This window comes from Frondihabitans sp. GW821-FHT04F02, from assembly GCF_059420045.1.
Window position 1 is genome coordinate 966,421 of the sequence record NZ_JBWKSZ010000001.1, and the last position, 12,184, is coordinate 978,604.

The following is a 12,184-nucleotide window of genomic DNA, read 5'->3' on the forward strand; positions in this document are numbered from 1 at the left end:
GCGCTACTTCTTCGCGCGGGAGGGCTGCACGCGGGGCGGCTCCCCCGGCATCTTGGGGAAGTCGGGCGGGAAGGGCAGTTCCTGCGCCCCGTCGCGCTCCCACCACTCGAGCAGCGGGGCGATCGAGCCACCCGGAGTCTCGTGCATCGCCTGCCACGGGTCGCCGACGGTCTCGAGCCGCGAGGGCACCGACAGGACCGTGAACGACGCAGGATCCACGGCACCGAGCTCCTCCCACGTCACCGGCGTCGACACGGTCGCCGAGGCCAGCGCCCGCGGGCTGTAGGCGCCGGCCATCGTCCGGTCGCGGTTCGCCTGGTTGTAGTCGACGAAGATGCGCTTGCCGCGCTCCTCCTTCCACCAGTGGGCGGTCACGGCGTCGGGCAGGCGCCGCTCGAGCTCGTGCGCGGCGGCGATGACGGCGTGGCGGACGTCGAGGAACTCGTGCTCCGGCTCGATCGGCGCGAAGACGTGGATGCCGCGGTTGCCCGACGTCTTGACGTACGCGGTCAGACCGACCTCGTCGAGCACGGCGCGCAGGGCGACGGCTGCGGCGATGGCGTCGGCGAAGTCGGTGCCCGGCTGCGGGTCGAGGTCGATGCGCATCTCGTCGGGGAAGTCGGGTGCGTCGGCGCGCGAGGCCCACGGGTGGAACACGACCGTGTTCATCTGCGCGGCCCACACGGCCGCGGCCGGCTCGTCGATCACGAGCTGCGGGTGCACGCGTCCGCTCGGGTAGGTGACGTCCGTGGCGCGCACGTAGTCGGGCGTGCCGCGGGGCGGGTTCTTCGAGAAGAACTGCTCGCCGTCGACGCCGCCCGGAAACCGCTGCAGCGAGATCGGCCGGCCGCCGTTGGCTCGCACGAACGGCTCGCCGACGGTCACCAGGTAGTTCGCCAGGTCGAGCTTCGTGATGCCGAGCTCCGGCCACAGCACGCGCCCCGGACTCGAGACGCGCACCTCCCGCTCGCCGACCTGCACCATCACCGCGTCTGACGCCATGCCGTCACCGTACTGCTCCCGCCGGCAGAGCGTGCGGCGGCGGCTGCGACGGGCCACACTCGGGGCATGATCCCGAGCGCGCAGAACCCCGTCAGCCCGATGCTGGCGAAGGCCGTGGCGGCCGTGCCCGACGGGCCGGGCCTGGCGTACGAGCCGAAGTGGGACGGCTTCCGCGGGCTCGTGTACGTCGACGACGACGGCGGCGTCGAGATCGGCAGCCGGGGGTCGAAGTTCCTGACCCGGTACTTTCCCGAACTGGTCGACGCCGTCCGCGAGCAGGTCACCGGAGCGTGCGTGCTCGACGGCGAGATCGTGCTGCGCCAGGGCGACGAGGGCCACGAGACCCTCGACTGGGAGGCGCTCTCAGCCCGCATCCACCCGGCCGCGTCGCGCATCGCGAAGCTCAGCGCCGAGACGCCGGCCTCGTTCATCGCCTTCGACCTCCTCGCCTGCGGCGACCTCGACCTCACCGGCGTCGCGTTCTCGGAGCGCCGCGCCGCGCTCGTCGACCTGTCGGCGCCGTTCCGGGCGCCGCTGCACCTCGGACGCACCACGGACGACCCCGAGCTCGCCCGCAGCTGGCTCGACCAGTTCGAGGGAGCCGGCCTCGACGGCGTCGTCGCCAAGCCTCTCGACGCCGTCTACGAGCCGGGCAAGCGCCGCCTGCTCAAGATCAAGCACCACCGCACCGCCGACGTGGTCGCCGTCGGCTACCGCGTGCACGCCTCGGGCTCCGGGGTGGGCTCGCTGCTCGTCGCGCTCCACGACGAGAACGGCGAGCTCAGGAACGTGGGCGGCGTCTCCGCCTTCTCGAACGCCACGCGCCTGGCCCTCGTCGACGAGCTCGCGCCCCTCGTGCTCCGCGACGACGACGGCTCGCCGGTCGCCGCTCAAGGCGAGCGCAACCGGTTCTCCAGCTCGAAGGACGTCTCGTTCGTGCCGCTCGAGCCGACGCGCGTGCTCGAGGTGCGCTACGACCAGATGGAGGCCCACCGGTTCAGGCACACGGTGCAGTTCGAGCGCTGGCGTCCCGACCGCGATGCTTCGAGCTGCACGTTCGAGCAGCTTGAGGTCCCTGCCGCGTACGACTTCGGGGCGATCGTCGTCTGAGCGACGCGATCAGGCCGTCGGCGCGACCTTCGCCAGCCCGTCGAGGATCGTCTGCCAGTTCGACGCCGAGTGCGCGGCGGCCTCCTCCGAGTCGTTCCCGGTCTGCTCCACGGTCACGCGGCAGCCGCCGTCGACCGGCTGGATCCGGTAGCTGACCCGCTGGTAGTTCTCGGGCACGTCGGGCTTGCCCGACATCGGGCTGAAGAAGCTGGTGACGAGCCGCAGCGGCTCCGCCCGGTCGAGGACGGTGCCGTGGTCGCGGTAGGGCCTGCCCTCCCACTCGCCGGAGTAGGTGATGGGGCTGCCGATCTCCCAGTCGCTGTCGACGACGGTGCCGAAGAAGTACTGCTTCACGAGGGCCGGATCGGTGAGTGCCTTCCAGCACTGCTCCGGGTCGGCGTCGACCACCTTCATGGCGCGTGCAACATGGTCGGTCATGGACCCTCCAGACGTGTCACGCGCAATGATGCTCTTCCCGGCGGAGAGCCGCCACAGTAACGTGTGGCCATGACAGCGACCGAGGCACCTGCGAACCACACGACGACCGTCCGCTCGACGGTGATCTCGGCGCCCGCGTCCGCGATCCTCCCCTATCTGACCGACTTCACGACCTGGGTCGACTGGTCGCCGTGGGAGAAGAGCGGCACCAAGCGCGAGTACCAGGGCCCGCAGGGCGAGGTCGGCGCGTTCTACGGCTGGGACGGCGACCGCAAGACCGGAGCGGGCCACATGACCGTCGCGAAGATCGCGCCGACCGCCGTCACCATCGACCTCGACTTCACGCGCCCATTCACGACGTCGAGCAAGGTGCACTTCGGCCTGTTCGAGACCGACGGCGCGACCAAGGTCGTCTGGACCATGTACAGCCCCAAGAACGTGATGTCGCGCATCATGGGCCTGTTCATGAACTTCGACAAGATGATCGGCGGCGACTTCGAGACCGGGCTCGCGAAGCTCAAGGCGCTGGTCGAGAAGGGCTGACGCGGCGTCGTGCGCCGCGACCTCCGCGGGAGTAGAACGAGACCATGACTCTCGGGACGACACTCCTCCGCATCACCGTCGGCGGCTTCTTCATCGGCCACGGACTCCAGAAGCTCAACGGATCCTTCGGCGGCCCCGGCCTCGAAGGCGCCGCCGGCATGATGGAGTCGCTCGAACTCCGCCCGGCCAAGCGCAACGCGCTCCTCGCCGCGGCCACGGAGACCGCCGGGGGCGCGGCCATCGTGCTCGGCGCCGCCACCCCGCTCGCCGCGGCCGGCCTCATCGCCACCATGACGACGGCGATCCGCACCGTCCACGTGAAGAACGGCCCGTGGAACGCCGACGGCGGCTACGAGTACAACGCGACGCTCATCGCGGCGCTCGCCGCAGTGGCGTCCGGCCCCGGGCACGTCTCGTTCGACGCCCTCTTCGGCAAGAAGAAGTGGGGAGTGGGCGGCACCCTGTTCGCCCTCGCCGCCGGTTTCGCCGCGTCGACGGCCGTGATCGAGATGGGGCGCAGGAACTAGCGCCCCGCGTCATCGATCCGCGCTCGGTGCGCGAGTTCCTGCGGATGAGGCACGGCCTCCCCGCGGAGCGTCACCAGCCCAGCGTGCCGGGCGCTCCCTTGAACGGCCCGACGATGCGCGCCGTGATCCAGCCGCCGTAGAAGTCGCCCTCCTGCGCGGCGACCCGCTCGCCGTCGACGTCGCACGACTCCATCGCGCCGGGGTAGACGGCGACCGTGTCGCGCAGCATCTCGAAGCCCGGCCACGGCTCGCGGTAGAACCAGCCGGCGCGCGGAGCGACGACTCCCCCGGCGACGACGTCGAGGTACGCCGCCTGCCCCTTGAACTCGCAGAGGCTCCGGCCCGGGGCGGGCTGCAGCGCGCCGGGCGAGAACGCTGAGCGGGGCAGGTAGTAGACCGGCGGGTGGCTCGTCTCGAGCACGCGGAACGACGCGTCCGTCTCGGCGACCGTCTGGCCGCCGAGCCGCACGACGATGTGCTCGCCCGACGGCTCGACGCGGGGCGGGCGCGGGTAGTCCCAGACGGACTCCTGGCCGGGGCCGGGGTCGACGCGGTGCGGGGGGCGGCGGGCGGTGTGGCGCATGGGGCCATCGTGCTCCTGCTCGCCGTGTGCGCTCACACGCTCGCGAGGATTCTGCGCGTAGACGTCCTCGTCAGAGTCGCGCCGACGCGCGCTCCTCCTTGTCACGCGCGCACGACGGCGCGAATGTCCTTGCGCGCACACGCGCCGTCCTCGCCAAAGGAACGCGCACCGCGACTCCATCCCTGTTCGGGCCGCGCGCGCTCGCAAGGATCTTGCGCGTAGACGTCCCTGTCAGCGTCGCACCGACGCCCGCTTCTCCTTGTGCCGCGTGCACCCCGACACGAATCCCCTCGTGAAGCGACGTGGCGTCCTTGCACAAGGACCACGCGCTACTGCGGCACAGGCCCCGACAGCGCCCCGACGACCGCGACGGCCGCCGGCCAGTACGACGCGTAGTGGTTCGGATCGGCGTTGACCTGCACCTCGTGCGCGGCCTCGGTCGGCGCGAGCGTCTTCCAGCTCGGCAGCCGCACGAGCTTGTCGAAGAAGTGGGTTGCCGCAATGTACGGGGTCATGCGGTCGGAGTATGTGCCCCACGCCCCGTTGTCGCGCTGCTGAAACAGCCCGCGACTGTCGGGCCCGACCGCGTCGCCGTGGTCGATGTTGACGAGGCTCGACTCGCCCATCGCCGTCATCACGCCGATCGCCTGGGTGCGCGTGCCGATGCCCTGAGCCCGTGCGGCGTTGATGATGTGGGCGGCGTTGATCAGGCGGTCCTGGCAGTAGCCGGCGATCGGGCCCGCAGGAACTCGGACGCTCCCGACCTGCACCGCCTTCACGGCCGGGCAGCTGACCCCGGCCGACCCCGCGTCGGCTCCGCCGGCCGTCGTCCCCGACTGTCCGGCGGCTCCGCCCGAGGCGGCCTTCGCGACGGCGTTCGCGGCGTCGCCGATCCGGGTGCCGACACCCGACGCGACCGCGGAGATGCCGATCGCGACGACTAGGGTGACGACGAGGCCCGAGCCGATCGCGAGCGCGAACCCGAGCAGCCGCTGGGTCGGCCGCGGCGTGAGGCCGGCGCGCCGGCGGTTGCCGCCGCGCGGCCTCGCCGAGCCGCGGCCGGCCGTCGAGCGGCGGCGGCGGGCCGCGGTGGACCGGCGCGGACTCCGCGTGGGCACGGCACTGCGACGGGACGACGGACGACGGGGCACCAGACGAGGCTAGGCGATGCCGCCGACAATGACCTCGTACTCGAGGACGAGACCCGGCGAGCTCGCCCCGCGTGCGCGCACAGCGCCCGCGCACTGCGCCCGCGCACTGCGTTCGCTCACGAGGACGCGTGCGCGCCCCACGAGGACGCCTCTGCCAGCAATCCTTGCCACCGAGCGCAACGCGCAGCGCCACGCCGCCGACGCCGCGATGTTCACGAGCCAGGGGCGACGAGATGCGTCGATGATGACAGACGCAGCCGACATCCGGGGTGATGATCAGACGAACGCCAGCACCACGACCGCGTTCACCGTCACGGTCGCCCAGAACGCCCACTGGAACGACGACTTGCGCGTCTTGTGCCGGAACACCTGCTGCGCGACGACGGCGCCCATCCAGCCGCCCAGCACGCCGACCACGAGCAGGTTGCGCTCGCTGATCCGCCACGTGCGCCGCCGCGCGGCCCGCTTGTCGACGCCGTAGACGACGAACAGCAGCACGCCGAGGGCCAGGTAGATCCACGGCGTGCCCGACGGGAACTCGCGGACAGAGGCGCGCCAGAGGTACAGGGCCGCGAAGGCCGGGAGGGAGAGCCACGAGAGGAGGGAGCGCACTCGGCGATGGTACTGGGCGAGGTGCCGCACGTCTCTGCACACCAGATCACCCGGCTGACGACACAGCCCGGCACGCGGAGCTAGCCTGGACGAGTGCCCTTCCATCCGCTCGCCGACGCCGTCTCGCCGGGGATGGTGCACACCGAGACTCGCGCCCGGGTCGTCGCGCTGACGCAGCTGCGGTCCGACCTGTTCATCCGGGCGGCGTCCGCCGGCCTCAGGGTGGTGCTCGTGAGCGACGAGCAGACCCGGCTCACCGACGCCTACCGCGACCTCATGGCGATCGCCGGCGGTGCATGGGTGGTCCGCTCGGCCGAGGGGCTGCGCGACGGGATCACCGGCCGCACGCTGCCGTCGGTCGAGGCCGTGCTCGAACCACCCGCTGACGACGACGCCGTGTCGTCGCGCTACGCCACCCTCGAGCAGCCCGACCAGACGCAGTTCGTGGTGTCGGCCTCGATCCGGCACCGGGCCGACGACGCGACCTGCCTCGGCCGTGCCGCGGAGGTGTTCGCGACCCTCGGCGGCGCCACGGCCCCGACCTGGTGGGGCACCGCCGAGCCCCTCGACGAGCCGTGGAGCAAGGACGCCGTGACGGCCGCGATCCGCGCCCGCATGCCGCACGACACCCGCGTGCTGGTCGGCGGCTCAGCCGAGCACCCCCTGGCGGCGAGCCTCCTGGGGCGACGCACCGACCGCGGCGTCGAGGAGGTCGTCACCGGCCTCGTCGGCGTCGGCGCGCCCGGGACCAGTGCCGTGGCCCGCGCGTTCCATGCCGCCCCGAGCCTGCTGGCGTCGCTAGCCGACGAGGCCCTCCCCCTCGTCGCCTCGATCTTTGCACGCGTGGGCAACCGCGATCTGGCCACGCGACCTTTCGTGCGGCAGGATCCCGAGCCCGTCGCCCTCCTGATCGGCGCCCCGGCGGTCCGCGACCTGGGGCTCGACCCGGCCGGGATGGCCGACCGGTTCGGAGCCGTCCTCGCCGGCCGTCCCCGCGTGCCGGCCCTCGTCTTCCCGCTCCGCGACGATCCCGCCGACCGCACCGGTGGCTGGCCCCGCGCCGAAGCCGTCGTCGAGGCGCTCGGCCGCGATCGCCTCGAGCAGCTCACCGGCTTGCGCCTGCGCCCGAGCATGCGCCAGACGAACGATTCGATCCGAGAGGCGCACCCCGATGCCCCGTGAGTTCGTGCTGCTGACGCCCGAGATGCCCGGCGATGCGGCCTTCCGAAGCGCGGCCGACGCCATCGGGGTGCCGATCGCGCTGCACCTCGACGCCGGCGGCCTGCTGGCCCGCTTCAGCACGCCGGAGTCCGATCCGCTCGTGACCGTCCTGCACCCGCAGCGCGCCCCCGGGCCCGACGAGATCGCGCGGATCCTGCCGGGTGCCCAGGCTCGGCCGGGCACCCTGGAGCACGTCTGGTGGTCCGATGTGGTCGTGCCATGGGGTGCGGCGCAGCAACTGGCCGTCCGCCTCGCCGAAGCGATCGCCTCAGCCCTCGGCGGCACCCTCGTCGACCTGGCGTCCCCGCCGATGCCGCCGTCGACCGACCCGGCCCCCTAGGCCTCCGGCGTCGCTCCGAACCGCTGGGTCAGCTGCCCTGCGATGAGGTCGCCGAGCGCATCGGAGACGTCGTCGACAAGTCGCGTCACGACGTCGGGCACCCTGCCGCCGACCCCGGCGACGGGTGCCGACCGGTCGACGTTCTCGAGTCCTGCCGGCGCCTTCGCGAGGCCCGCGGTTTCGAGGGGACGCCACACCCGCTCGAGGCCGGCGACGTCGCCTGACTCGATGCGGCTCGCGAACACATCGCTGAACACGGCCTGCAGGAGGCTGTCGAGCCAGCCGCCCCACTCGGCACGCTTGCTCTCGGAGGCGAGCACCGAGGCGATGTCGCGGTTCGCGTCGAGCTGCGCGGTGGTACTCGCCGACACCGCGGCGAAGAGGTCGCTCCACTCGGGTGAGCTCTCGAGCGCGGAGAGCTGATCCGGCCAGGTGACAGGCGCTGCGAGGGCGGCCGTGATGACAGGCGAGTCGAGGGCCTCGTCGGGCGCGACCACGGGGGCATCGCCGACGCCCGCGAGGGCGGCGAGCCAGGGGGGCAGGAACTCGGCCGAGCGCGGGTAGCGGCGCAGGTCTTCGCGCCAGTCGTCGTCGGTCGGCATGACGTCGTCCGGGTCGTCGGGCGGCGTGAGCAGGCCGGTGAGAGAACCACCGTACGGTCGGACGTCGTAGTTGAAGTCGTAGTGGAACCTGCCGGCCGCCTCGATGGTCACGGTCGCCGACAGCCACGTGCCTCTCTCACCGTCGACCATCGCGGCGCGAACGGCGGACCAGGCTTCGAAGACGGCGAACCCGCCCCTGACACTGTCCGTGGACGAATCAGCGCGAATGACCTCTGAACTCGCGATATTCGCCGATCCGCCCTCGACGAACTCGCTCACGAGGGTGATCCACTCACCCGGGGGAGCCGCACGGAAGAGCATGAGGGCCAGCTCGCGTTGGGCGTCGGCGGACCTCTGGACTTCTTCGAGAGTGGGACTCACTGCTTTGCTGTCGCTTTCGTCGGTTGCACGGCTACCAGGATGGCACCGATCAGTTTCGGAAGGACCGCTGATACATCTTCCCGTCGATGTTCCACTCGACTGTGTAGCCGGTGGGAATTCGCGTCGGGTCGCCGTGCGGATAGGAGAAGTCGATCGTCACATCGACACTGTGACCGGCGTCGATCTTCTTGGCCCACGAGTCTTCCAGAGCGCGATACGCGCCGCGGTTGACCTCGGACAGCTGCGGCACGTTGTTGAGACCTTCAGCCGGGGTGTCGAAGCGAATCCCGAACGGGTGGCCCGCGTCGTAACCCGGGATCTTGCCCGGCATGACGCGCTGCTGATACGCGTTGCGAGCCGTGCCGTCCGTCACCTGGTTCGGATCGAAGTGCCCCTCAGCGTGCTGCAGCCGGCCGACGTCGTCGGTGTGGAAGACGTACTTGCCGTCGTCGACGACGTAGACCGTGTTCGGCTCGATCCTGCTGTGGTACATCTCGTGGTTCCACGCGCCGGGGCTGCCCGAGTCGAGCGTGACGACGGCCGGGTCGGTGGCGGTGGCGACGTGGTCGGGAGGCGTCTCGACGTACTCCGACGAACGGTGAGGCCCCGCGTCGTGCGGCTGACCGCCGAGGTCGCCGTCCGCGCCGTGCTGCGGGGTCTCCCCGCCGCTCGAGCCGTGGCCGGAGGCGCCGCTGCCTGAGCCGCTGCTGCCCGAGCCGCCGCTGCCCGAACCGGAGTCGGCGTGCGACGGCCCACTTGCGTGCGAGGGCTGCGATGCGTCGACGTGGCTCTGCGGGCTGGCATCGGGGCCGCGCTCGACCGTCGTCGAGCCGTGCTCGGCGGACGGCGGCCGGACCGAGTCCGCGGCGCCGGACCCGGAGGCGCCGTGCTCGGCACCCGAGGCACCGGAGCCGACGAGCGCAGGCTCGTGCTCGACGGCGCTCGGCAGCTGCTCGACGGGGGCGTCGTGCCCCGACCACACCTTGGACTGGAGGTCGTGGACCGTGTCGATCTCGGAGAGGTCGGCCACCGGCGGCACGGCGTCGTCGGCCAGGCGCACCGGCTCGATGCCCTTGAGCACCTCGGAGTCGACGCCCTTGGTGGCGGCGATGAGGTCGAGCGGCGTGCCGGCCTTGCCCACGGCCTCGGCGAACCCGCCGAGGTGCGACGCCTCGGCGCCGTGCGCCGCGGCTCCGGCTGCCTCGGCGCCGTGCGCTCCCGCGCCGACCTCGCCGGCGCCAGGGATGAAGAACGACCCGATGTTGAAGACCGACTCGCCGGCGGCCCCGCCGGGGTCGTCGATCCACGACTGCGCGATGTTGTAGCCGTCCCACGACTTCGACTCCCACCACTGGTCGGGGAGCTTCAGCCCGACGAGGCCGCCGACCGTGTCACCGAGTGCGGTGAAGTCGGCGTGGGCCTGATCCTGCATCGTGGTCTTCACCGCGTCGGGGAGGACGTCGGCGAGCGGCGACAGAGCGAGGCCGTCGATCGCCTGCTGCACCGGGTTCAACGACGCGGCCAGATGCGACAGACCCATCCAGGCACCGCCGTACGCCTGCCCGGCCCGGCTCCAGGCGTCGCCGGTCAGGTCGGACCGCCCGGTCACAGCGCCGGCGATGAGCTCGGCGTACCAGGGCACGCCAGTTCCGTCGTAGCCGGTGAGGAGGGTATTGACACCCTGCACCATCTTGTAAGCACCGGTGACCACTCCCCCGACAAGGTGCGCCGGGAATCCGAGCGTCTTCTCGCCGCAGGATTCCTTTCGGCTGCCGGTCGAGCCCCATGGGGTCGTGATGTCTTTCTCGCCCTCCCACGGCATCTTCGGCATCATCGCCTCGACCTGGTCCATGATCTCGGCGGGTGTCTGACGACCCGACGTCGAGTCGGGCGACTGGCCGGCTGCGGTCAGGATCGCGGCGGCGCACGTCTCCTGAGCGGCGATCCACTGGTCGGCGAGGTCTTTGCCGCGGCGGATGAGGTCGTTGTTCTTGTCGACCATCGCCTGGTCCTGATCCCAGGAGTCGATGGTGACCGTCGGCAGGATGCTGCCCGTGACGACGCCGCTGGCGATCACCCACGGGTCGGTGCTGACCTGGTCGTGCGCCGTGTAGTGGTTCGCCTGGTAGACGAACGTCTGCGCCTCGGCCTTGAGCGCGGCGAGCTGCTTCTGGATCGGCGTCACCGCCTCGGCGTAGGCCGAGAGGGCTGCGGCCACAGCGCCGAAGCCGTCGCCGATGACGGTCGAGGCCTGCCCCACCGGGGTCATCACGTCGTAGAGGTGCTCGGCGCCGTCCGACTGATATGACGCGGGCAGGGTCTGCCAGGCGCGGAGCGTCGCGGCACCGGCGTCGCGGATGTCGGTGCCCAGGCCGTCGAGGGTGGTCGCGTCGGCGGCGACCTGCCAGGGCCGCAGCCCTTCGCCGGGGAGGGCGGCGGGGTCGATGAGGCTCACTGGGCGGCCCCGGGGCGCTGGCTCGACGGCGTCGGGGCGGATCCTGCGTCCGTGCCAGAGCCCTGCCCGTCGAAGAACGAGAAGTCGTTCGTCGTCGCGGCGTGGACGGCCATCGACTCGGAGGTCGCCGCCATCTCCTCGTCGCCGTGGTTGATCGCGATCGTCGCGGTGGCGGCACCGTCGACGGCGGCCGGGATGCGCTGCTGCACGGTCTCGGTCGACTTCGTGATCGACGAGAAGAACTCGCCGAGCGCCGACGCGATGACCTGCGACTGCGCGTTGAGCGCCGCCGACTGCACGGTGGCGTCGACCTTGCCGAGCGCGTCGTAGATGGGCGCGCTCTCAGTGGTGACGCTCGAGAGGACCGACTTCACGCCGGCCGGATCGACCTTCCAGGTCATGGTGCTCCCCCTTGCATGGAACGGCCCGGTCAGCCGATGTTGTCGACCGCGCTCTTCGCCTTCTGGAGCGTGGCCTGCGCGGTGTCGTCGTTGCTCTGGAGCGACGTGCGGAGGGTCTGGATGATCTGCTTGACCTCGGCGGCCGCGTTCTTCCAGCGGAGCTCTTTCGACTGGTATTCGTCCGACACGCCGTCGGCCTGGTAGTCGCTCATCGCGGCACGGACGTCGCCGTCGCGCTGGTCGATGAGCGCCTCGAGGCGTGCGGCGACGGTGTTGAAGTTGTCTTGAGCGCTCTGCGACGCGGCGACGTCGTAGTCGCGGCGGTCTGCCTGGTTGCCTGCCATCTGTCTCTCCCCCTCAGTGCGAGCCGCTGAAGCGCGCGGCGTCGAAGTTGACCGAGCCCTGGGCCTGGGCCTGGTCGTCGGCGAGCTGCTGGTCGCCGGTTCCGAATGCGGTGTTCATGCCGCCGATGCCGGTGAGCACGGCCGACAGCGAGGCGTTGAGCTCGTTCGCGACCTCGTCGGACTGACCCTTGAAGCGGTCGAAGGCGGCGCGCCCCTGGCCGTTGAACTTGCCTTGGAGCGGCTCGGCCGCCTGAACCAGCGCCTTGACCTGCGCTCCGAGGTCTTGCGACGCCCCGCCGGTCTTCTTGCTCAGCACTCCGAGAGTGTCTGCGCCCATTGCGAACTTCACGGTGATCCCCCATCGATCTCATCGTCGTTGCCGGCCCTGGTTGCAAGACCGCCCGCACCCCCTCAACGAGGGTCGCCAAACCATCCTGCGCCCCGATTGCGCATCATGCAACTTCACTCGCGGAT

The 12,184-nt window shown here is 71.4% G+C and carries 15 protein-coding genes; 5 read left to right on the plus strand and 10 right to left on the minus strand.

Translation table 11 applies throughout. From position 1 onward, the window contains the following. Window positions 1-3: 3 nt before the first annotated feature. Complete coding sequence (ligD, locus tag AC07TY_RS04550) at window positions 4-1,002, minus strand: non-homologous end-joining DNA ligase (protein WP_494784449.1); 999 nt, start codon at window positions 1,000-1,002, stop codon at window positions 4-6. Between the two features lie 66 nt (window positions 1,003-1,068). Between ligD and AC07TY_RS04555 the strand changes: the two genes are divergently transcribed. Further along, window positions 1,069-2,112, plus strand: a complete 1,044-nt coding sequence (locus tag AC07TY_RS04555; RefSeq protein ID WP_494784450.1) for an ATP-dependent DNA ligase — start codon at window positions 1,069-1,071, stop codon at window positions 2,110-2,112. Between the two features lie 9 nt (window positions 2,113-2,121). Here the strand turns inward: AC07TY_RS04555 and AC07TY_RS04560 are convergent, their stop codons facing one another. After that, the gene (locus tag AC07TY_RS04560; protein ID WP_494784451.1) at window positions 2,122-2,550 is read right to left on the minus strand and encodes an SRPBCC family protein; all 429 of its coding nucleotides are present in this window, start codon (window positions 2,548-2,550) and stop codon (window positions 2,122-2,124) included. 69 nt (window positions 2,551-2,619) lie between these two features. Between AC07TY_RS04560 and AC07TY_RS04565 the strand changes: the two genes are divergently transcribed. Further along, window positions 2,620-3,093, plus strand: coding sequence for an SRPBCC family protein (locus tag AC07TY_RS04565; protein WP_123504358.1), 474 nt, complete (start codon window positions 2,620-2,622; stop codon window positions 3,091-3,093). Between the two features lie 44 nt (window positions 3,094-3,137). Next, window positions 3,138-3,620, plus strand: coding sequence for a DoxX family protein (locus AC07TY_RS04570; RefSeq protein WP_123504357.1), 483 nt, complete (start codon window positions 3,138-3,140; stop codon window positions 3,618-3,620). A 70-nt stretch (window positions 3,621-3,690) separates the two neighbouring features. On the opposite strand, the gene AC07TY_RS04575 is transcribed toward AC07TY_RS04570, so the two are convergent. The 3 genes from AC07TY_RS04575 to AC07TY_RS04585 form a co-directional block, all read right to left on the minus strand. After that, window positions 3,691-4,203, minus strand: a complete 513-nt coding sequence (locus tag AC07TY_RS04575; RefSeq protein WP_494784452.1) for a DUF427 domain-containing protein — start codon at window positions 4,201-4,203, stop codon at window positions 3,691-3,693. A gap of 329 nt (window positions 4,204-4,532) precedes the next feature. Continuing rightward, a complete protein-coding gene (locus AC07TY_RS04580) occupies window positions 4,533-5,354 on the minus strand; it encodes a hypothetical protein (protein ID WP_494784453.1) in 822 nt (273 codons plus the stop codon). 276 nt (window positions 5,355-5,630) lie between these two features. After that, window positions 5,631-5,966, minus strand: a complete 336-nt coding sequence (locus AC07TY_RS04585; protein ID WP_494784454.1) for a DUF1294 domain-containing protein — start codon at window positions 5,964-5,966, stop codon at window positions 5,631-5,633. Window positions 5,967-6,059: 93 nt separating this feature from the next. On the opposite strand from AC07TY_RS04585, the gene AC07TY_RS04590 reads away from it, so the two are divergent. Both AC07TY_RS04590 and AC07TY_RS04595 read left to right on the plus strand, forming a co-directional pair. Next, window positions 6,060-7,148 carry a DUF6177 family protein gene (locus AC07TY_RS04590; protein WP_494784456.1) on the plus strand — a complete coding sequence of 363 codons (1,089 nt, stop codon included), beginning with the start codon at window positions 6,060-6,062 and terminating at the stop codon, window positions 7,146-7,148. Beyond that, window positions 7,138-7,527 carry a hypothetical protein gene (locus tag AC07TY_RS04595; protein WP_494784457.1) on the plus strand — a complete coding sequence of 130 codons (390 nt, stop codon included), beginning with the start codon at window positions 7,138-7,140 and terminating at the stop codon, window positions 7,525-7,527. Before AC07TY_RS04590 ends, AC07TY_RS04595 begins: the two co-directional genes overlap by 11 nt. Here AC07TY_RS04595 and AC07TY_RS04600 read toward each other — a convergent pair. The 5 genes from AC07TY_RS04600 to AC07TY_RS04620 are packed head-to-tail and all read right to left on the minus strand — an operon-like array spanning window position 7,524 to window position 12,059. Next, entirely contained in the window at window positions 7,524-8,510 is a 987-nt protein-coding gene (locus AC07TY_RS04600; RefSeq protein WP_494784458.1) for a hypothetical protein, read from the minus strand. The two genes, AC07TY_RS04595 and AC07TY_RS04600, sit on opposite strands and share 4 nt — an antisense overlap. 49 nt (window positions 8,511-8,559) lie before the next feature. Then, window positions 8,560-10,965, minus strand: a complete 2,406-nt coding sequence (locus AC07TY_RS04605) for a DNA/RNA non-specific endonuclease (RefSeq protein WP_494784459.1) — start codon at window positions 10,963-10,965, stop codon at window positions 8,560-8,562. After that, window positions 10,962-11,366: a DUF6507 family protein gene (locus AC07TY_RS04610; protein ID WP_123504349.1), complete on the minus strand. Its 405-nt coding sequence runs from the start codon at window positions 11,364-11,366 to the stop codon at window positions 10,962-10,964. Before AC07TY_RS04610 ends, AC07TY_RS04605 begins: the two co-directional genes overlap by 4 nt. A gap of 29 nt (window positions 11,367-11,395) precedes the next feature. Continuing rightward, window positions 11,396-11,710 (minus strand): pore-forming ESAT-6 family protein, encoded by a 315-nt coding sequence (locus AC07TY_RS04615; RefSeq protein WP_123504348.1) that lies wholly within the window; start codon window positions 11,708-11,710, stop codon window positions 11,396-11,398. A gap of 13 nt (window positions 11,711-11,723) precedes the next feature. Then, the gene (locus AC07TY_RS04620) at window positions 11,724-12,059 is read right to left on the minus strand and encodes a hypothetical protein (protein WP_123504347.1); all 336 of its coding nucleotides are present in this window, start codon (window positions 12,057-12,059) and stop codon (window positions 11,724-11,726) included. Between the last annotated feature and the right edge of the window lie 125 nt (window positions 12,060-12,184).